21 protein-coding genes are annotated in these 20,304 nt (G+C 60.4%); 15 read left to right on the forward strand and 6 right to left on the reverse strand.

Features of this window, described 5'->3' with window-relative positions; translation table 11 throughout:
• Positions 1-22 precede the first annotated feature (22 nt).
• On the reverse strand, positions 23-1,591 hold the full coding sequence (gene nirS / locus AB3226_RS25915) for a nitrite reductase (protein ID WP_367375854.1): 1,569 nt from the start codon (positions 1,589-1,591) through the stop codon (positions 23-25).
• A 313-nt stretch (positions 1,592-1,904) separates the two neighbouring features.
• On the opposite strand from nirS, the gene AB3226_RS25920 reads away from it, so the two are divergent.
• From AB3226_RS25920 to AB3226_RS25945, 6 genes are all read left to right on the forward strand, one after another.
• Positions 1,905-2,696, forward strand: a complete 792-nt coding sequence (locus tag AB3226_RS25920) for a CbbQ/NirQ/NorQ/GpvN family protein (protein ID WP_367375180.1) — start codon at positions 1,905-1,907, stop codon at positions 2,694-2,696.
• Positions 2,680-3,267, forward strand: coding sequence for a cytochrome c oxidase subunit 3 (locus AB3226_RS25925; RefSeq protein ID WP_367375181.1), 588 nt, complete (start codon positions 2,680-2,682; stop codon positions 3,265-3,267). The genes AB3226_RS25920 and AB3226_RS25925 overlap by 17 nt, the downstream gene beginning before the upstream one ends.
• 11 nt (positions 3,268-3,278) lie before the next feature.
• On the forward strand, positions 3,279-3,536 hold the full coding sequence (locus AB3226_RS25930; RefSeq protein WP_367375182.1) for a cytochrome C oxidase subunit IV family protein: 258 nt from the start codon (positions 3,279-3,281) through the stop codon (positions 3,534-3,536).
• Positions 3,537-3,799: 263 nt separating this feature from the next.
• Positions 3,800-4,240: a cytochrome c gene (locus tag AB3226_RS25935; RefSeq protein WP_030130714.1), complete on the forward strand. Its 441-nt coding sequence runs from the start codon at positions 3,800-3,802 to the stop codon at positions 4,238-4,240.
• A 3-nt stretch (positions 4,241-4,243) separates the two neighbouring features.
• On the forward strand, positions 4,244-5,671 hold the full coding sequence (locus AB3226_RS25940) for a cbb3-type cytochrome c oxidase subunit I (protein WP_367375183.1): 1,428 nt from the start codon (positions 4,244-4,246) through the stop codon (positions 5,669-5,671).
• Between the two features lie 78 nt (positions 5,672-5,749).
• Entirely contained in the window at positions 5,750-7,591 is a 1,842-nt protein-coding gene (locus AB3226_RS25945; protein ID WP_367375184.1) for a nitric oxide reductase activation protein NorD, read from the forward strand.
• A gap of 229 nt (positions 7,592-7,820) precedes the next feature.
• Here AB3226_RS25945 and AB3226_RS25950 read toward each other — a convergent pair whose 3' ends face one another.
• Entirely contained in the window at positions 7,821-8,021 is a 201-nt protein-coding gene (locus AB3226_RS25950; protein WP_367375185.1) for a protein DnrP, read from the reverse strand.
• Positions 8,018-8,701, reverse strand: coding sequence for a Crp/Fnr family transcriptional regulator (locus AB3226_RS25955; protein ID WP_008075049.1), 684 nt, complete (start codon positions 8,699-8,701; stop codon positions 8,018-8,020). The genes AB3226_RS25950 and AB3226_RS25955 overlap by 4 nt, the downstream gene beginning before the upstream one ends.
• Before the next feature lie 593 nt (positions 8,702-9,294).
• Here AB3226_RS25955 and AB3226_RS25960 point away from each other — a divergent pair.
• Together AB3226_RS25960 and AB3226_RS25965 are read left to right on the forward strand one after the other, a co-directional pair.
• Positions 9,295-10,485, forward strand: a complete 1,191-nt coding sequence (locus AB3226_RS25960; RefSeq protein ID WP_367375186.1) for an NnrS family protein — start codon at positions 9,295-9,297, stop codon at positions 10,483-10,485.
• A gap of 28 nt (positions 10,486-10,513) precedes the next feature.
• Positions 10,514-10,951: a hypothetical protein gene (locus AB3226_RS25965; protein WP_367375187.1), complete on the forward strand. Its 438-nt coding sequence runs from the start codon at positions 10,514-10,516 to the stop codon at positions 10,949-10,951.
• Between the two features lie 75 nt (positions 10,952-11,026).
• Here the strand turns inward: AB3226_RS25965 and ytfE are convergent, their stop codons facing one another.
• On the reverse strand, positions 11,027-11,701 hold the full coding sequence (gene ytfE, locus AB3226_RS25970) for an iron-sulfur cluster repair protein YtfE (protein WP_367375188.1): 675 nt from the start codon (positions 11,699-11,701) through the stop codon (positions 11,027-11,029).
• A 154-nt stretch (positions 11,702-11,855) separates the two neighbouring features.
• Here ytfE and norR point away from each other — a divergent pair, with 154 nt between their 5' ends.
• From norR to AB3226_RS26005, 7 genes are all read left to right on the forward strand, one after another.
• Positions 11,856-13,385 (forward strand): nitric oxide reductase transcriptional regulator NorR, encoded by a 1,530-nt coding sequence (norR, locus tag AB3226_RS25975; RefSeq protein WP_367375189.1) that lies wholly within the window; start codon positions 11,856-11,858, stop codon positions 13,383-13,385.
• 78 nt (positions 13,386-13,463) lie between these two features.
• A complete protein-coding gene (gene pdxH / locus AB3226_RS25980) occupies positions 13,464-14,111 on the forward strand; it encodes a pyridoxamine 5'-phosphate oxidase (protein ID WP_123722322.1) in 648 nt (215 codons plus the stop codon).
• A 228-nt stretch (positions 14,112-14,339) separates the two neighbouring features.
• A complete protein-coding gene (moaB, locus tag AB3226_RS25985) occupies positions 14,340-14,894 on the forward strand; it encodes a molybdenum cofactor biosynthesis protein B (RefSeq protein ID WP_367375190.1) in 555 nt (184 codons plus the stop codon).
• Positions 14,891-16,126 carry a gephyrin-like molybdotransferase Glp gene (gene glp / locus AB3226_RS25990; protein ID WP_367375191.1) on the forward strand — a complete coding sequence of 412 codons (1,236 nt, stop codon included), beginning with the start codon at positions 14,891-14,893 and terminating at the stop codon, positions 16,124-16,126. Before moaB ends, glp begins: the two co-directional genes overlap by 4 nt.
• Before the next feature lie 214 nt (positions 16,127-16,340).
• Positions 16,341-17,336 carry a peptidase U32 family protein gene (locus tag AB3226_RS25995; protein ID WP_052964423.1) on the forward strand — a complete coding sequence of 332 codons (996 nt, stop codon included), beginning with the start codon at positions 16,341-16,343 and terminating at the stop codon, positions 17,334-17,336.
• Between the two features lie 10 nt (positions 17,337-17,346).
• The gene (locus tag AB3226_RS26000; protein WP_367375192.1) at positions 17,347-18,237 is read left to right on the forward strand and encodes a U32 family peptidase; all 891 of its coding nucleotides are present in this window, start codon (positions 17,347-17,349) and stop codon (positions 18,235-18,237) included.
• Complete coding sequence (locus AB3226_RS26005; protein ID WP_367375193.1) at positions 18,231-18,701, forward strand: SCP2 domain-containing protein; 471 nt, start codon at positions 18,231-18,233, stop codon at positions 18,699-18,701. Before AB3226_RS26000 ends, AB3226_RS26005 begins: the two co-directional genes overlap by 7 nt.
• Before the next feature lie 381 nt (positions 18,702-19,082).
• Here AB3226_RS26005 and AB3226_RS26010 read toward each other — a convergent pair whose 3' ends face one another.
• Positions 19,083-19,481 carry a putative zinc-binding protein gene (locus AB3226_RS26010; protein WP_367375194.1) on the reverse strand — a complete coding sequence of 133 codons (399 nt, stop codon included), beginning with the start codon at positions 19,479-19,481 and terminating at the stop codon, positions 19,083-19,085.
• Positions 19,482-19,555: 74 nt separating this feature from the next.
• Entirely contained in the window at positions 19,556-20,230 is a 675-nt protein-coding gene (locus tag AB3226_RS26015) for a Crp/Fnr family transcriptional regulator (RefSeq protein WP_367375195.1), read from the reverse strand.
• Positions 20,231-20,304 lie beyond the last annotated feature (74 nt).

A 20,304-nucleotide genomic window follows, 5' to 3' on the forward strand; every position in this document is an offset into this window, starting at 1 on the left:
TGGTTCCTTGCATTGATGGAGCTCAATAGATGTCGTGTTGGGTGTTGTAGACGTTGAATTTTCCGGTGGGTGTGATCAGTCGTTTGTCCTTTATGACTGATTTGAGCTTCAGCGTTTTGTCGTCGATCACTACCAGCGCCGATTCCTCTGATTGACCGCTCCACACGGAGAACCAGACTTCATCGCCGGCCTTGTTGTATTCCGGCTGTACCACCCGCATCGCGCCTTGCTTGATGCCGGCGTACTCGGCGATGGGCAGCACGGTGTAGCCGGCGTCGAGTTTGTCGATGTTGAACACCGCTACCGACTGGCTCAGCTTGGCGTCGGGGTTGAGGGTGGTGTCGACATACAGGTGACGGGAGTCAGGGTGGGTTTTGATAAACAGCGATCCGCCGCCCTGGCCCTTGAGCGAGGCGACCTGTTTCCAGGCATATTGCGGGTGTTTGATCGGGTCGGTACCGATCAAGGAAATGCCGTCATCACCGAGGTGGCTGGTGGCCCAGACTGGCCCATAGGTCGGGTGGTTGAAGTTGGCGCCGCGCCCCGGATGAGGGGTTTTGCCGACCTCCACCAGAGCTGCCAATTTGCGATCTTTGGAGTCGATCACGGCGACTTTGTTGGAGTTGTTGGCGGCGGTCATGAAGTAGCGGTGGGTGCTGTCCCAACCGCCGTCATGCAGGAAGGGTGCGGCATCGATGTAGGTGATGGTGAGGTTTTTGATGTCCTGATAGTTGACCAGCATGACCTTGCCGGTTTCCTTGACGTTGACGATGAACTCCGGCCATTCGTGGGAGGCGATGATCGCCGCGACTCGGGGTTCGGGGTGATATTCCTGCTTGTCGACGGTCATGCCACGGGTCGAGACGATCTGTTTTGGCTCCAGGGTTTCGCCATCCATGATGGTGAATTGCGGCGGCCAATAGGAGCCGGCGACGGTGTATTTGTCTTCGTAGCCCTTGAACTTGGAGGTCTCCACCGAGCGCGCCTCGATGCCCACTTTGACTTCGGCGACCTTGGTCGGCTCCACCGGCCACAGGTCGATCATGTCGATCCGCGCGTCTCGACCAATCACCAGCAGGTAGCGACCGGAGGCGGAAATTCGCGAGATGTGCACCGCATAACCGGTCTCGATCAGCTTGACGATTTTCTTGCTGTCACCGTCGATCAGGGCAATCTTGCCGTCATCGCGCAACGTCACCGAAAACAGGTTGGGCAGGTTGAGTTTGCTCAATTGCTTCTTCGGACGATCCTCAGGCTTGACCAGCACTTTCCAGGTTTTCAGCGTCTCGGCCATGCCCCATTCAGGCGGTGTCGGTGGCGTGTGCTGAACGAACTTGGCCATTGACGTGATCTGATCCTTGGTCAGCGCATTCGACGTTCCCCAGTTCGGCATGCCCGCCGGTGAACCGTAGGTAATCAACGCCTCCAGAAACGGTTGCCCGCGGGACTGGGTGATGTCTGGCGTCAGTGGTTTGCCGGTGGCGCCTTTGCGCAGAACGCCGTGACAACCGGCGCAACGCTGAAAGTAAATTTCCTTGGAAGCGTCGAACTCGGCCTGGCTCATGTCGGGAGCGCCAGCGGTTTTGACCATGGGTGGTGTGGTAGCAGGCTCGTCGGCTCTAGCCGCGTGAGTCACCGCAAGGGCCAGCGCCGAACACAATGTGGCGACAGTCAGAGCAAACGTTTTTCTATTGCTGATCAGCATTCCATTTCTCCTCAGGCAAGACCTTTGCGATGTGCTGAAACGGCAGCGCAGAACGCAGGTTCTTAGTGCCGTGCAAGGCTATGCCCGAGCAGGCCAATGCTCGCTTGACCGCGATCAAGTTTGCCGGCCATGTCACTTGCCAGGTTGTCGCAGGGGCCCGTAGCGTGTGGCTTGAATCCGCTTTTGGAACAGACAGCCCATGGACCGAATCCAGTCTTGCGAACCCTTCTATCAACCGCTCAATAATGAGGAGGCGCTGTTCGAGCAAGCCTGGCGACACGGCATGCCGGTGCTGATCAAAGGCCCGACGGGGTGCGGCAAGACCCGCTTCGTCCAGCACATGGCCCATCGGTTGAAACTGCCGCTGTACACCGTGGCCTGCCATGACGATCTGAGCGCCGCCGACCTGATCGGCCGTCATTTGATCGGTGCCCAGGGCACCTGGTGGCAGGACGGGCCACTGACCCGCGCGGTGCGTGAAGGCGGCATTTGTTATCTGGATGAAGTGGTCGAGGCGCGCCAGGACACGGTGGTGGTGCTGCATCCGCTGGCCGATGATCGTCGCGAGTTGTTCCTGGAACGCACCGGCGAAGTGCTGCAGGCGCCGCCGTCATTCATGCTGGTGGTGTCGTACAACCCCGGCTACCAGAACCTGCTCAAAGGCATGAAACCCAGCACTCGACAACGCTTCGTGGCGATGCGTTTCGGTTATCCGCCGGTGGCCGATGAAGAGCGCATTGTCGCCCGGGAAGCGCAGGTGGACACCGCGCTGGCGGCGCAAGTGGTGAGGTTGGGGCAGGCCCTGCGAAGGCTGGATCAACATGACCTGGAGGAAGTCGCCTCGACGCGGCTGCTGATCTTTACTGCGCGAATGATCCGCTCCGGCATGAGCCCGCGTGAGGCGTGCATGGCCTGCCTGGCCGAGCCGCTGAGCGATGATCCGCTGACGGTTGCGGCACTGATGGGCGTGGTTGATGTCCACTTCGGCTGAGGCCAGACGCGTTGCGTCGGGTCACTTGCCGGGCGATCTGGCGATGTGGTTTTTCATTCTGGCCGAGCTGTCGGTGTTCGCTATTCTGATTCTGGCGTTCGCCGTGACCCAGGCACTCAAGCCGCAGCTGTTTGGCGAAAGCCGACTGTTGCTCAACACCTCTACCGGCCTGGCGATGACCCTGAGCCTGCTCACCGCCGGGCTGTTCGCCGCGCTGGCCCAGGAGCAAGTCAAGCGTTCTCGGTCTCGCTACGGCGCTGTCTACCTGCTGGCCGCGTTGCTCGCCGCCAGTGTCTACGTGGTGTTGAAGATCACGGAATACCGGCACTTGCTGGCCTCGGGGCTGGGCATGGAGCACAACACGTTTTTCACCCTCTACTGGATACTCACCGGTTTTCATTTTCTCCATGTACTGCTCGGCATGGTCATCCTCGGATGGCTGGCCGAGCGTTGCCGACGTGGCCTGTATAACGCGGCCAACCGCAGCGGACTTGAATCGGGTGTGCTGTATTGGCACATGGTCGATCTGATCTGGGTCGTGCTGTTTCCGCTGGTCTACGTTCTGAATTGACGGAGGTTCTGATGTCCGCTTCCAGGTTTTTGCTGGTCTGCTGGGCAGCACTGGCCACGTTAAGCGTGTGCACGGTGGTGCTGGCACAGGCGGGCGCGACGTGGCTGCTGTCGGTGGTCATTTTGCTGGTGGCGGTTGGCAAGGCCTGGCTGATTGCCGATGGCTTTATGGAAATGCGCCATGCGCCGCGATTGTGGCGCTGGTTGATGGTGAGCTGGGCGGTGGTGTTGGCGGTGGTTGTGGGGCTGACGCTGGTTTCAGTCGGTTAATCACCTGTGGCGAGGGAGCTTGCTCCCGCTCGGTTGCGAAGCAGCCGTAAAACCTGTGCCTGCTTTCTATCTGAATATTCGCGGTGACTGTTTTTAGGGCCGCTGCGCGCCCCAGCGGGAGCAAGCTCCCTCGCCACAGGGAAGGTGCCCGGCTTCATGATGCCAATACCCGACCCAAACCATCTGCCTTTCTTGATCGCCATCAAGCAGGTTTCAACCCTTCGCTTCCTATCATGGACGGGCCAAGCAAAGAGGAAGCGACCATGTCAGAGACCTTCACCAAAGGCATGGCCAGGAATATCTACTTCGGGGGAAGCATCTTCTTCTTCCTGATATTCCTGGCCTTGACCTATCACACCGAACAGACCTTTCCAGTGCGCAGCAATGAAGCGCAGTTAACCGAATCAGTGATCCGCGGCAAGACGGTCTGGGAGCAAAACAACTGCATCGGCTGCCATACGCTGCTGGGCGAGGGCGCCTACTTTGCGCCTGAGCTGGGCAACGTGTTTCAGCGGCGCGGCGGGGAGGCGGGCTTCAAACCCTTTCTACATGCCTGGATGAAAATGCAGCCGCTGGGCGTACCGGGCCGGCGAGCGATGCCGCAGTTCAAGTTGAGCGAGCAGGAGGTGGATGACATCGCCGAGTTCCTCAAATGGAGTTCGAACATCAACACCAATGGCTGGCCGCCAAACAAGGAGGGCTAAGCGATGAGCATTGCTAATCCGCATCTGAAATTCGCCTCGCAAGCCGTGGCCAAACCGTACTTCGTGTTTGCCCTGATGCTGTTTCTCGGTCAGGTGCTGTTCGGTTTGATCATGGGCGTGCAATACGTGATCGGAGACTTTCTGTTCCCGATCATTCCCTTCAACGTGGCGCGGATGGTGCACACCAACCTGTTGATCGTCTGGCTGCTGTTCGGCTTCATGGGCGCTGCCTACTACCTGATTCCGGAAGAGGCCGACCGCGAACTGCACAGTCCGAAGTTGGCGATCATCCTGTTCTGGGTATTCGCCGCCGCGGGCGTGTTGACGATCCTCGGCTACCTGCTGGTGCCTTATGCGGGCCTGGCCAAACTGACTCACAATGAGTTGCTGCCGACCATGGGCCGGGAGTTCCTGGAGCAGCCGACCATCACCAAGATGGGCATTGTAGTGGTGTGCCTGGGCTTCCTTTACAACATCGGCATGACCCTGCTCAAAGGTCGCAAGACCACGATCAGCATGGTGATGATGACCGGGTTGATCGGCCTTGCGGTGTTCTTCCTGTTCTCCTTCTATAACCCCGGCAACCTGGCCCGTGACAAGTTCTACTGGTGGTGGGTGGTGCATCTTTGGGTGGAAGGCGTGTGGGAACTGATCATGGGTTCGATGCTCGCTTTTGTCCTGATCAAGATCACCGGTGTCGACCGGGAAGTCGTGGAGAAATGGCTGTACGTGATCATCGCCATGGCGCTGATTACCGGGATCATCGGTACCGGTCACCACTTCTTCTGGATCGGTGCGCCTGAGGTCTGGTTGTGGGTCGGCTCGATCTTCTCGGCACTCGAACCGCTACCGTTCCTGGCCATGGTGATTTTCGCCTTCAGCATGGTGAAGAATCGTCGCCGGCAACACCCGAACCGCGCCGCCACACTGTGGGCCAAGGGCACTACGGTCACCGCGTTCTTCGGTGCGGGCGTCTGGGGTTTTCTGCACACCCTGGCACCGGTCAACTTCTACACCCACGGTTCGCAACTGACGGCGGCTCACGGTCACCTGGCTTTCTACGGTGCTTACGCGATGATCGTGATGACTTTGATCAGCTACGCCATGCCGCGTTTGCGCGGGCTGGGTGAAGCCGCTGACGAGCGTTCGCAGACCTTCGAAATCTGGGGCTTCTGGTTGATGACCCTGTCGATGGTGATGATCACGCTGTTCCTGACCGCTGCCGGTGTCGTCCAGGTTTACCTGCAACGCTGGCAGGCCGACGGGATTGCGTTGCCATTCATGTCCACGGTCGAACATCTGCAGGTGCTGTTCTGGGCGCGTCTGGGCGCCGGTCTCGGCTTCTTCGCAGGCTTGCTCTGTTACTTGCTCAGCTTCAAGCAACGTAGCCGCGCCGCCTTGCGCGCCCCGGCTGCGGTTGTACCTTCATGAACGAGTGCAATGGCTAGAAAAGGTCGGCCCGGCTGATACAGCGGGCCGTTTTTTTGGTTTCCAGGAAGGGCAAGCATCATGGCGTTTACCGTCGAACTGGAAGAGTGGGTAGGCAGTGTCTGGCATCGTTTCATCACCCGGCGTGCCAGCCCGGATTTCCCTGAAGCACGGGTTGAACTGGCCAGCCAGCAACGCCCGCTGGCGCTGTTGTTTCGTGCCATGGGCGGTGCCAATGGCATCGGTGTGGAAGCCGCCAGCGACCGCGACCTGCTGCTGCGCCGAAACGTGTTGCAGCAGATCGCCGGCACCTGCAAACAAGTGCCGTTGGCGTGGTGTGACGCGAGTAATCTGCGGCTGCCATCGAGCCTGGCGGTGTTTCCTGAAGTCGCACTGAACGAGGAACTCTATCGCTGGCTCGCGTTGCTGGCGGCACAGGCCGGGCAGATGCGTCACTGGGGTCGGGACAATCAACGCTGGACGCAACAGTTGTTGCGACGCTATCCCGCGCTGCGTGCTCGTTACAAACGACTGGTCGATGCCCATCTGCAATTGCGCCCCGATCCGGCCTCGTTGAACGCCAGCGAAGCGGCACTGGAACGGGCGTTATGCCAGGCGCTGCGCGACCCCGGCAGTGTCGAACATTTCCCTCGCAGCGAACGGGCCGCCTGGCCGCTGCCGCTGTGGTTGTACCCGCCGCAAAACCTCGCCAGCCCGCAGGCTGCCGATCTGGGCGATGAATCCGAAGAGTCTTTGACCACGCCGCCCGGCGAACAGAAAAGCGGGCGTAAACGCGCGACGCGGATCGATGAAGGCAGTCGCGACGGCGGGTTGTTAATCGTGCGCCTGGAGAACCTGTTCAGCTGGACCGAGCACGTCGACCTGGATCGCTGGTCGGACGACAGCGAAGACCCGGACGCCGCCCGAGTTGCCGATGACCTGGATGAACTGACGCTGTCGCGCACCCGTCTGCGCAAGGGCGGTGGTCTCAAGCTGCACCTGGATTTGCCACCGGCCGATGTCGACGATATTCCCCTCGGCGAGGGCATTAAGTTGCCAGAGTGGGACTACCGCAAGCAACAAATGCAGGACAGCTTCGTCAATCTGCAAATGATGGTGCCCCGTGACTGTGAGGCGCAGCCATTGCCGCCACGCCTGAAGGCTTCGGCGCACCGCTTGCGGCGCCAGTTCGAGCACCTGCGCAATGATCGTCAGTGGTTACGCCAGCAACCCCAGGGCTCTGAGCTGGACATGCAGGCCTGGCTGGATTTTCACGTTGAGCGCGAGCATGGTCAGTGTGCCGAACGCGGTCTGTTCATGGAGCAGCGGCAGACTCGCCGCGACCTGGCGTGCCTGTTGCTGGCCGACGTGTCGATGTCCACCGACGCCCACCTGAACGATGAGCATCGCGTCATCGACGTCATCCGCGACAGCCTGCTGTTGTTCGGCGAAACCCTGTCGGTGCTGGGTGATGATTTCGCTCTGTACGGGTTTTCCTCGCTGCGCCGTCAGCAAGTGCGCATGCAGGAACTCAAGTCGTTCACCCAGCGTTATGACGACAACACTCGAGGTCGCATTCAAGGGCTCAAACCGGGGTATTACACCCGCATGGGCGCCGCCATTCGCCAGGCCACGCAACTATTGGGCACGAGCAAGCGGCGCAGCAAACTGTTGCTGCTGCTCACGGATGGCAAACCCAATGATCTGGATCTGTATGAGGGGCGCTACGGTGTTGAAGACACCCGCGAGGCGGTGCTGGAAGCGCGGCGTCAGGGGCTGACGCCGTTCTGTATCACGATCGATCGCGAGGCCGGGGATTACTTGCCGTACATGTTCGGCGCCAATGGCTACACCTTGATCCGTCAGCCCGAGCAGTTACCCCTGCGCTTGCCGCAGTTGTACCGCCAGCTGACTCAACCGTGATGTCCTTGACCAACCTTCCTTGTAGCAGCTGCCGAGCCTGCAAAGCGCAGACTCTGTGGCGAGGGGGCTTGTCGGAACGCCGCATCGAGCCGTTCGGCTGCGAAGCAGTCGTAAAAACAGCCAGAGTGTTTTATCTGCCACAACGTGATCACCAGGTTAGGGCCGCTTCGCGACCCAACGGGGGCAAGCCCCCTCGCCACAGGTGTAGGAGTGAACGTTGCGGTGTGGCTCAGGAAATGCTGCGCGGCAGCCAGAAAAACATCGTCACGCAAAAGATTGTCAGGCCGATGCAGAACCACTTGAATCGGCGCAACCGACGTTGCGCTGCATGTGCGGCCAATGCCGGCAGGGGCATGCCGCATTGGCGGCACTCGATGTCTTGTGGTGGGTTGGTGTGTTGGCAGTACAGGCAGACGGGCATGGCACTCACTCGAACTGTTCCAGGCGCAAGCGATCAAGAATGGCGATCTGACGGCCGTCCTGAGTGATGATGTTTTCATCGATCAAACGGCGAATGATCCGCGAAAAGGTTTCCGGCTGGATCGACAGATGCCCGGCAATCAGTTGCTTGGCCATCGGCAGCTCGAATTGGCTGTCAACGGTTTGCTGGCGCACCAGTTGCGTCAGCAGATAACGCACGACCCGGTGGGTGGCGTTTTTCAGTGACAGGGTCTCGATTTCGTTGACCCGTTGATGCAAGCGAACGCAGAGCTTGCCCAGCAGTGCAAAGGTCAGCCGACTATTGCTCTGCAGCAGGCGCATGTAGGTGCTGTTGGATAACCGGTAGAGCTGGGTGGGGCAGATCGCTTCGGCCGAGGCCACATAGTTCGGGGTGTCCATCAGCATCATCGCCTCGGCGAAGGTTTGTCGATCGCTGATGACCTCGAACACTTTCTCCTGCCCATCGGGTGTCAGCCGGTAGATTTTCACCGCGCCGGCAATGATGAAATAGAACGAATCGGCCGGCTCACCCTGACGGAATAACGGTTCGCCTTTGTCGATGCTCAGCAAGTGGCTGGTACTCATCAATTCATCCAGCTGTTCTTCGTTCAACGGCTCGAACAAGTGATGACTGCGCAGAATCTGGTGGTGGACGCGATGAAGCACCATGAGAATTCATCCTGAAGATAGAGAAGGGGGATCAAGTCAGACGAGAACCAGGGAAACGCCGCTGGCCAGGGCCAGGATTGAGGTCAACACAACAAACCAGGCCAGTGGCTGGATGACTTTTTTCATGACGACTCCGGGTAATCGAGAAGGATCCAGGATTTCTAAAAGGTTGCCCATGCAGAGCAAGACGCGGGCCAGGCGTGGAGAGCCGTGTTTATTGGGGGTGTCAGCGGTCAGGGTTAAAAATACCGTGATCATTAGGGTTTAAATGACCATTAAAGGGTCATTTGTACCCTGGTCGGGAGTACCTTGTGGCGAGGGAGCTTGCTCCCGCTGGAGTGCGAAGCATTCCCAAACATCGGCCATCGCTATCCTTCAGATACAACGCGTCAGCCAGTTTGCGGCTGCTGTGCACCCGAGCGGGAGCAAGCTCCCTCGCCACAAAGGGCGCGCGCTCGGCATCGGGGCACGTCCCTTGCACACTTGATCTGTGACAAAGGCAATGGATCGGTAATACCCGATGATTGGCCCTGGATTTACCTCGGCGCGTGCAGGTTGGCGCCAGGTCAGCAAACAGGTAGAGGAGTGGCTTTATGCAAGTGCTTGACCGCCGTAAAGCGATGGCAATCGCGCCGCTGTTACGGCTGGCCTTTCGGCCGTTTTTCCTCGCTGGCTGCCTGTTGGCGGTGCTGGCCATTCCGCTATGGCTGGCCGCCTTCAGCGGTTCGATATCCGACTGGCAGCCGGCAGGCGGTTGGCTGGGCTGGCATCGGCATGAATTGTTGTTCGGGTTCGGCTTGGCGATTATCGCGGGCTTTCTGCTGACGGCCGTGCAGACCTGGACCGGTCGCCCCGGCCTCAGCGGCAAACCGTTGGCCGCTCTGGCGCTGCTGTGGTTATTGGCGCGAGTGGCCTGGCTGGCCAATGTGCCGTGGCCGTTGCTCGCGGTGCTGGAAATGGCGTTCCCGTTGGCGGTGGCGGTGCTCATGGGTTTCACCCTGTGGAAGGTGCGGCAGAAACGTAACTATCCGATTGTGGTGGTTCTGCTGTTGTTGGCCGTGGCCGACGGGTTGTCCTTGTACGGCCTGGTCGAGGGGCATGAAGGTTGGCAGCGCCAAGGCGTGCTGACCGGCATTTGGCTGGTGGCGGCGATGATGGGGTTGATCGGTGGGCGGGTGATTCCGTTCTTCACCCAGCGTGGCCTTGGTCGGGTGGAAGGCGTTGCCGCCTGGCCCTGGCTGGATCGATTGTTGTTGGTAGGTTCGCCGCTGGTGGCGTTGTTATATGCCGCAGGGCCTGCGCTTAACCCCAATGTCTGGGTGGGCCTGCTGTTCGCGGTGCTGGCGGCGGGGCATCTGGTGCGACTGGTGCGCTGGCATGACCGGGCACTCTGGCACGTACCGTTGCTGTGGTCGCTGCACCTGGCTTATGGCTGGTTGGCGGTGGCGTGTCTCGGGATGGCGCTGTGGCATTTCGGCGCGCCGATCAACCCGAGCCTGGCGGTGCATTGCCTGACGATCGGTGCCATGGGCGGCCTGGTGCTGGCGATGATCGCCCGAGTCAGCCTCGGGCATACCGGCCGCGCACTGGAGCCTCCGTCGGGGATGACCCTGGCATTCATTTTGCTCAACCTGGCGTGCCTGAGCCGGGTGGTGTTGATCGAGTTCTTTCCCTTGCCGGCATTGTGGCTGGCCGGTCTGTGCTGGGCGCTGGCGTTTGCGCTGTATGCCTGGCGCTATGGACCGATGCTGCTGCGGACCCGGGTCGACGGTCATTCGGGATGAGCACGCGAACTGACAGAGGCTGGCGCTGATGTATCCCTTTTTACTGGTCACGCATTTGCTGGCAGCGATTGCCTTCATCGGCACGCTGTTTTTCGAGGTGGTTATCTGGCATCGCGCCCGTCAGCAGTTGGCGGATACCGCGCAATCCACGGCGGATCAGGCGATTGCCGTGCGCTCGCGCAAGGTCCTGCATGGCGTGGTGTTGCTGTTGTATGGCGCCGGCATCGGCCTGGCGTGGCAGTATCGGGGCGCATTGAGTCAGCCGCTGGCCAGCAGCTTTGGCACGTTGTTGAGCCTGAAGATCCTGTTGGCCCTGAGCATCATCGGCCATTACTTGCTGCTGGCCTATTGGCTGACCCATGCGCGCCTGACCGCGACTCGCGCCAGCTGGATTCGCCGCAGCATTCTCGGACACATGGTGTTGATCGTGATCCTGGCCAAGGCGATGTTCTATTGGCACGGCTGATCGCATGCAGTCCCGGATAAACAAAACCCGCATCAACCGGTGGGCTGGCGCGGGTTGGGTGTGACTGGCGATCGATCAGTGACGAGGGTTCAGGGCGTTGATGAACAGCACGTTGTTTTCCAGATGGATGTGTTGCATCAGGTCATCCTTGAATTCCAGCAGCCCGCGATAGAGGGCGCGCCAGGTGTTACAGGCATCGGCAGGCGGGATGATGTGATTGGTCAAGGCGAGCATTTTCTCCAGTGCCTCGCCATGTTGATCATGTTCGAAGCGCAACACCTGGATCGGCGGAGCCGCTTGAGCACCGATGCCTTGTTGCAGCATCGGGAACAGCACTTGTTCCTCCTTGAGCATGTGGCCTTCGAGTTCTTGCTGCATGTCGGTCAAGAGATCGGCCAGGCCGTTGGGGCAACTGCTACGCGCACCATGAACCTGCTCGACGCGGCGAGCCAGACGGATCAGTTCCGGCAGTTGCTCGCGATGACGGGCGTGGTAGCGCGTCAGAAGGTGGGCGATCAACAGTTCCAAAGGTTCGTTACGCCAGTCGTGCTGGGTTTCGCCGGCGTCTTGCAGAATGTTCAGGGCGTCGGCAATCAGGATCGGATCGAGGTTTTTGCCAAGGGCCGCTTCGCGCAGGCTTTTATGCCCGCCGCAACAGAAGTCCAGTTTGAAGGTATGGAAGATCCGGGTGGCACCGGGAATGTCGCAGGCCAGTTGGCCGAGGCTTTGTTCCAATAGGGTCTGGCTCATCAGGGTTCCTTGTTTAGGTTTCAACGGTTCCCCTGGTCCATTGCATCCGGCATGCCATATTTAAATCATTGAAAAACATCGATTATTTTTTAGTTGTGGTGATAGTCACCCTGACGCTTTAGGGTGAATCCAACCATAGAGGGTGTTTACTACCATGCTGCGAGAAAGCCTGGCAGCCGACCTGATTGTCGAGTTGCCCAATGCCGTACGATTGCAACGATTGGTCCAGACCCTGCGCGAATACTTCAACAGTGGTGCCGTGGGCTTGTTGCGTCTGGATGACGACAGCCTCAGGCCCGTTGCGACGGTGGGGCTGGTTCATGAAGCGTTGGGGCGCCGGTTCGTCATCGCCCAACATCCCCGGCTGGCGGCAATCATGGCGTCGCGCGAGCCGACCTGGTTCGAACCCGACAGTCGTCTGCCGGACCCCTATGACGGCTTGCTCGATAACCACGTCGGCGAACCGCTGCCGGTGCATGACTGCATGGGCGTGAGCCTGTATGTCGAGGGGCGGATCTGGGGCGCGATCACCCTCGATGCGCTGCACGCCGGGACCTTCGACAGTCGGGCGCGGGAAGAGCTCAAGCGCTGCACCTTGCAAATCGAAGCCGCCGTGCGGGTCACCCGGCTTGAGCAGGAAAACCGCAGCTTGCGTCTGTCCCGCAGCGATCCCCAGGACTTGCGAATGCCGGTCGAGGAGGGCGAGATCCTTGGGCAGAGTGAGGTGTTGCATCAGTTGCTCAATGAGCTGGATGTACTGGCCGACTCCGATCTGCCGGTATTGCTGTTGGGCGAGACCGGCGTCGGCAAAGAGCTGTTTGCCCGGCGCTTGCATCGTCTTTCAAGGCGCCACCACAAACCGCTGATACACGTTAACTGCGCCGCTTTGCCGGAGTCGCTGGCGGAGAGTGAGTTGTTCGGGCATGTCAAAGGCGCCTTTTCCGGCGCCACCAGTGACCGTGCCGGCCGCTTCGATGCCGCCAACGGTGGCACTCTGTTTCTCGATGAAGTCGGTGAATTGCCATTGGCCGTGCAAGCGAAGTTGCTGCGCACCCTGCAGAACGGCGAGATCCAGCGCCTCGGCGCCGACAAGCCGTTGCACGTGGACGTGCGGATCATCGCCGCCACTAACCGGCATCTGCCGGACAGCATCCGCGACGGCTTGTTTCGCGCCGATCTGTATCACCGGCTCTCGGTGTATCCAGTGCCGATTCCGCCCCTGCGCGAGCGCGGTAACGATGTGTTAATGCTGGCCGGGCATTTCCTTGAACTCAATCGGGCGCGGCTTGGCCTGCGTGGTTTGCGCCTGTCGCCGGCGGCCGAGCGCGCGCTGCTGCTTTACACCTGGCCGGGCAATGTGCGCGAACTGGAGCATGTGATCAGCCGAGCGGCGTTAAAGCAGCTCAGTCGCGGGACGAGTCGCGCGTTGATCATGACGCTGGAGCCTGAAATTCTCGATCTCGACAGCGCGATGGCGGCATCGGGGACGGTGGTCGAACCATCCCCGGACGTTACGGCTGATCTGCCGTTCCAGCCCTTGGGCGAAGCTGTCGATGATTACCAGCGCAAGAAAATCCTCCAGGCCCTGAGCCTGTCCGGGGAAAACTGGGCCAGCGCCGCGCGGATTCTGGAAGTCGACCCCAGCAACCTGCACAAACTGGCGCGGCGGCTGCGTCTCAAGTAGGCGACAGTGTTGATGGCGGTCAAGGTGGCTTTGCGCAGTGCCTCGCACACTGCGTAAAACCTTCTGGAGATCACCGTCATGCCGCTTTCCCTGGCTCAGATGCGCCGTAACTACACCCTTAATGGCCTGCAAGATGAGGCGGCGCTGGACGATCCGCTGGCGATGTTCCGGCAATGGCTGCAACAGGCCCGCGACACCGAGTGCGCACCTGTCGAGGCCAATAGCATGGTGCTGGCGACGGTCGACCCTGAAGGGCGGCCGCACTGCCGGGTCCTGCTGCTCAAGGGGTTGAGCGATGAAGGGTTTACGTTTTTCGGCAATTATCAGAGCGATAAGGGTCAGCAATTGGCCGCCAATCCCTATGCAGCGATGACGTTTTTCTGGCCGGGGCTGGAGCGTCAGGTGCGTATCGAAGGGCAGGTGTCCAGACTCGACCCAGCGTTGTCGGATGCGTACTTCGATTCTCGTTCCATGGCCAGTCGCCTGGGGGCCTGGGCTTCACCGCAGAGCCGCCCGCTGACCAGTCGCGCAGCGTTGGAATCCATGCTGGCTGAAACCATCAAGCGCTTCGTTGGCCAGACCGTGTCGCGCCCCGAGCACTGGGGCGGCTACTGCCTGCACCCTGAGCGTCTGGAGTTCTGGCAGGGGCGGGCCGACCGCTTGCATGATCGACTCGATTACCGGTTGCGCGATGGATTGTGGAAACGGAGCCGGTTGGCGCCTTGAACACGATGGGGACAGTGTGGGAGCGGGCTTGCCCGCGAAGGCGTCATTTCAGTCAATACATGTGTTGAGTCGAGTATCGCCATCGCGGGCAAGCCTGCTCCCACAGGTTTTGTGTGCCCGGCACAATTTTCTTATGTCCCCGACGAGGTACCTCCTTGGAGGAATAGGCTCGCTCGCTATTCCGGTTCAGGCTTTGGGCCATACCCTCATCTACGGGAAGACCTGGATATGGCCCATCTGGCGCAACGCACGTTTGAACCCCTGAACATTGCCGTACTGACCATCAGCGATACGCGCACTTTTGACACCGACACGTCGGGGCAGACCCTGACGGATTTGCTGCAAACGGCCGGGCATGTGTTGATCGATCGTGAGCTGGTCAAGGACGACATTTATCAGATCCGCGCCACCGTTTCCCGGTGGATCGCCGACCCCACGGTGCAAGTGGTTTTGATGACAGGCGGAACCGGTTTCACCGCTCGCGACAACACACCGCAAGCAGTCTTGCCATTGCTGGACAAGCATGTGGAAGGCTTCGGCGAACTGTTCCGCCAGGTGTCTCTGGAGGAAATCGGCATGTCCAGCCTGCAGTCCCGGGCACTGGCCGGCATGAGTAACGGCGTGCTGGTGTGCTGCGTGCCAGGCTCGCCGGGTGCCTGCCGGACGGCCTGGAACAAGATCCTGCTCGAACAACTGGACAGTCGCACCGGCCCGTGCAATTTCGCCCCGCATTTGAAACCGCAAGCGCAGCGGGTCATCGACGCCTGCGGGACACGCTCATGACCGGGCGGGTGTGCGACATGGGCAACCTGATGCCCGTGGACGAGGCCATCAGCCGTCTGCTGGACCAGGCACCGCCGCCACCCCTGGCGCAAAAGATCGGACTGGATCAAGCCATGGGGCGGGTGCTGGCGACGGACATTCATTCCCCGGTGAACCTGCCGGCCTGGGACAACAGTGCTATGGACGGCTTTGCCCTCAGGGCGGCTGATCTGCCACCGGACGGTGGCTATTTGTTGATTGGCGGACGAATTGCGGCGGGGGATCAGGCGTGCTCGCCGTTGCTCGCGCAGCAGGCGGTGCAGATCTTTACCGGCGCGCCATTGCCACCGGGCGCCGATACCGTGGTGCCGCAAGAGCGCTGCCGGGTCGAGGGCGAGCGCGTCTGGTTCCCGTCCGTGTCCGTGGGCGATCACGTGCGCAAGGAGGGCGAGGAAGTTCGTCGCGGGGATTTGTTGCTCAAGGCCGGCAAACGCCTGCGCGCACAAGAACTGGGGTTGCTGGCCGGCGCCGGGATCGCGCGGGTCGAGGTCTATCGGCCGTTGCAGGTGTGCCTGCTCAGCAGCGGCAATGAACTGCGTGAGCCGGGCGATTCGTTGGCGCCGGGGCAGATTTATAACAGCAATCGCTACTGCCTTGCGGCGTTGTTGAGCAGTTGGGGCGTCGAAGTGCATGACTATGGCGTGATGGCCGATGAGTTGGCCGCCAGCCGGCATGCCTTGAGCCTGGCTTCCTCGGAATGCGACCTGTTGTTGAGTTCCGGTGGCGTCTCGGTCGGTGAGGAAGATCACCTCAAAAAAGCGATCGAGGAACTCGGCAGCCTGGATTTCTGGCGGCTAGCCATTCAACCGGGTAAACCGCTGGCCTTCGGCGAAGTGGCCGGAAAACCCTGGATCGGCATGCCGGGCAATCCTTCGGCGGCGCTGATTACCGCGTTGGTGGTGGTGCGTCCGTTCCTGCTCAGGGCTCAAGGTGTGAAAGACGTGTTGCCGGTGCCAATGTCCGTGCCCGCCGGGTTCGACTGGTTGCAGCGTAACAAGCGTCGGCAGTACCTGCGGGCCCGATTGACGCCCGGCGCCGACGGCCAGTTGAGCGTGGAACTGCACCCTCAGCAAAGCTCGGCCATGTTGACCGCCGCGTGCTGGGCCGATGGGCTGGCGGTGATCGAGTGCGAGCAGCAAGTGCTCAAGCACGACAACGTGATGTTCCTGTCCTTCGCCGACCTGATGCATTGATGGCAATTGATTGCCGTCAAGGCCGTGCCTGCCGGTCTGGCTAGACTGTGTGGCGAGGGAGCTTGCTCCCGCTGGGTCGCAAAGCAGCCCTGTTATTTAGGCCTGCTGCGCAGTCCAGCGTCGGAACGCCGCCCGGAACAAGCTCGCTCGCCACAAGCGCATTCCAACCATGACCGATTAGGTTCCGGACTACGCTTTTTGATGAGGATTACCCATGCAACTGGTCTGCCCGGCAGGGAACCTGCCTGCGCTTAAAGCGGCGGTGCGCCAAGGCGCCGATGCCGTCTATGTCGGCTTTCGTGATGACACCAACGCCCGGCATTTTGCGGGGCTGAACATGGACGACAAGCAGTTCGACGCCGCGGTCGCCCACATTCGCCAGCATCAACGCAAACTCTACGTCGCGGTCAACACGTACCCGCAGCCCAAGGGCTGGGAGCGCTGGCAGCGGGCGGTGGATCGTGCCGCCGATTTCGGCGTCGATGCGCTGATCGCCGCCGACCCCGGGGTGCTCAACTACGCCAGTCAGCGCCACCCGCAACTGGCGTTGCACCTGTCGGTCCAGGGCTCGGCGACCCATGCCGCGGCGCTGGAGTTTTATGCGCAGCGCTACGGCATTCGTCGCGCGGTGCTGCCGCGGGTGTTGTCATTGGCGCAAGTGCGCCAGGTTGCTGCCAGCAGCCCGGTGCCCATCGAAGTGTTTGGTTTCGGCAGCTTATGCATCATGGCCGAAGGGCGTTGCCATCTGTCTTCCTACATTACCGGCGAGTCGCCGAACCTGTGCGGTGTTTGTTCGCCGGCCAAAGCGGTGCGCTGGAGCGAGGACGCCGAAGGTTTGAGCGCACGCCTCAGCGAAGTGCTGATCGATCGCTACACCCCTGACGAACCGGCCGGATACCCGACCTTGTGCAAGGGCCGCTTCCTGGTCGGCGGCAAACGCTTTCATGCGCTGGAAGAACCCACCAGCCTCGACACCCTGGATTTGCTGCCGGAACTGACGGCCATCGGCGTCGAAGCGGTGAAAATCGAGGGTCGTCAACGCAGCCCGGCCTATGTCGAACAAGTCACCCGTGTCTGGCGCGCGGCACTGGACGCCCATCGTGGCGCGCCGGGCAGCTTTCGGGTCAAGGAGGAATGGCGTCAGGTGCTGGCCGGTTTGTCCGAAGGCAGCCAGACCACTCTGGGTGCTTATCATCGATCATGGCAATGAGGGATTCGACATGAAACTCAGCCTGGGACCGGTCCTGTTTTATTGGGACAAAGAGCAACTCAGCAACTTTTACGCCGAGATGTCGGCCTTGCCCCTGGATGTGATTTACCTGGGGGAAACCGTGTGCTCGAAACGTCGGGCTTTTTCGCTGGATCAATGGCTGGGTTTGGGTCGTGAGTTGCAGGAATGCAGCCAGGCACAACTGGTGCTTTCCAGCCTGACGCTGATCGAAGCGGCATCCGAACTCTCCAGCCTGCGCCGGCTGTGCGACAACGGCCAATTGCTGGTGGAAGCCAACGACATGGGCGCGGTGCAGTTCCTGGCCGAGCGCAAGTTGCCGTTCGTGGGCGGCCCGGCCCTCAATTTGTACAACGGTCACTCATTGGCGCAATTGCTCGACAGCGGCATGACCCGCTGGGTGCCGCCCGTGGAATGTTCGGCGGCGCTGATTGGTGATGTGATCGAACAGGTACGCGAACTGGGCCATGCAGTGCCGGAAGTTGAAATCTTTGCCTATGGGCATTTGCCATTGGCCTATTCCGCCCGCTGCTTTACGGCTCGGGCGGAAAACCGGCCCAAGGACGATTGCCAGTTTTGCTGCATCAACTACCCCGACGGCTTGGCATTGACCAGCCAGGAAGGGCAGTCGCTGTTCACCATCAACGGTATTCAAACGATGTCGGCCGAGGTGACCAATCTGCTGGCCGATTACTCCGGGCTGGTGGCCTGCGGTGCCGATCTGTTGCGCTTGAGTCCTCGTGCCCAGGGCATGGCCGAAGTGGTCGAGGCCTATCAACGGGTTCGTCTGGGCGAGACACCGCCGCTGTTCGTCGAAGGGTGCAATGGTTATTGGCATGGCCAGGCCGGCATGCTGCGTGTCGAGGAGGTCGGCCTGTGTTGAATCGAAAAAAGTGGCTGTTGAAAGGTGCCGACCGGTTGTTGCCGCTGGTGCGCCGGGTGCCTTTTGCCGTGCAGCGTCTGGGGTTGCAACAGGCGCTGAATCGTTGCCTTGCCGGGCCGTTGCGTGATGGCGAGTTTGAGGTGTTGCGTGGGCGTTGGTTGTGCCTGCGGATTCCGGATTTGGGTTTGTCCTGGTATCTGACGCTCAGTGGTAAAGGGTTGCGGATTGCCGAGCATGCCATGGCGCATGTGACGATCAGTGGCAACTGGCGGGAGTTTTTACTGCTGGCGAGCCGTCAGGAGGATCCGGATACGCTGTTTTTTCGCCGGCGTTTGGTGATTGAAGGTGATACGGAGCTGGGGTTGGCGTTGAAGAATCTGATCGACAGTCTGGATCCTGATGTGTTGCCTGTTTGGTTGTGGCGCAATCTGGAGCGGGCGGGGAAGGGGGTGGCGGCGGGATGACCAATACAGATCAAAATGTTCGCAATGTTTGTGCTCCACGCATAACCCTGTGGGAGCGGGCTTGCCCGCGATAGCGGTAGAACAATCGACATCAATGTTGAATGTGCCAGCACCAGGGCTGAGTACATATCCATTTCTGCCGTAACGGCGGCTTAGGGTTCCGCCCTTACGGCGGGTCACTTTGGAAAAGCGAAACCAATAGAAGCCGTTACCGCAGAAATGGATATGTACTCCGACCAAAATTATAGGTCGGCGGTCAGTCCGCCATCGCGGGCAAGCCCGCTCCCACAGGGAAATGCGTACGCTTGAAGAGAAAGGCCGGCCGGTAGGCCGCCTCGCGCGGCTTTGCGGTACTCGCCTCCACAGGGTTTATGTTGTTCTTCAGGCCATCGTTTCCTGCCGGCTTACATGCTGGCGAGCATCACTGGCAATCAACTGGCTGATCCCTTCAAACAACTCATCACTCTGTGCATCCGTGCAGTCCTCGCCATAGCGTTTGCGCAGCCCGTACTGACTCAGAATCAGATGCACATCAGCCTGCAGCCCATGCTGCTTGAGGCAGTTTTCAACACATTGCAACGGGCAGCCATCCAGCGCGAAGATCCGGCGCCCCGAGCGTGCCTTGTTGACCAGCGCCGCCACATGCCCGCCAACACCGACGATGCAGGACATTTCAGCCAGGCCGCTGCGGTCCAGTCGCACCGCCAGGGTATTGGCCAGTTGGGCGACGTTGGAGCAACCTGAGCAGGAGTAAACCAAAGGCAGGGTTGAACGGGGCATTTTCACTCTCCGTGGATGGACTCTGTCAGTGTGCAAGGTGCGTGGCATTGCGCCTTGATGACGATCAATTCCGACTATTGAAAAGCCGCCAGCTCCTCTTCAGCGAGGATGCTGATATGGCGACGCTCCATGGCGATCAGGCCGCACTCCACCAGGCGATGCAAAATCCGCGAGAAGGTTTCCGGCTGAATCCCAAGCTTCGACGCCACCAGGCGTTTGGACACCTGCAAGACAATCTGGCCGGTCACCGGGTGGCGTTCCTGGAACAGAAAATTGATCACCCGACGGCTCGCACTGGCCATGGTCAAGGTATCGATGTCACGCAGACGCAGGTGCAGGTGAACGCTCATGCTCGCGAGGATCGCCAGACAGACTTTCGGCTGGTCCTCCAGGGCATTGCGGTAATGGTTGCCCTCGATACTCACCAGCACGCTGTCCTTCAGGGCCGTGGCGCTCACCGGGTAGAGCCGGGCCTGGCTGAACAGCAGGGCTTCGGCAAAGGTCTGGCCGGGCTGGATGATCTCCACCAGGTTTTCCTGGCCTTCGCCGGTGAGCCGGTACAACTTGACCTGGCCGCTGACCAGCAGGAAAAAACGCCTGGCCGGATCCCCTTGATGCATGAGCGTACTGTGACAACTCAGGCGCTTGAGCATGGCCAGGCTGCAGACTTCCTCGAAGATTTTCTCCGGGAGTTGGCTGAATAAATGATGACGGCGTAACGTTAAAACGATGGAAGGGTGGGTCAGCATGGCGTACCTCCGCTGACCGTCATAGTAGAGAGCGCAGGCCAAATGACCTATGCCTCTGCAGGCCTACCTCCAAG

It is taken from the genome of Pseudomonas lini, from assembly GCF_964063345.1.
Lineage (GTDB): Bacteria > Pseudomonadota > Gammaproteobacteria > Pseudomonadales > Pseudomonadaceae > Aquipseudomonas > Aquipseudomonas lini_B.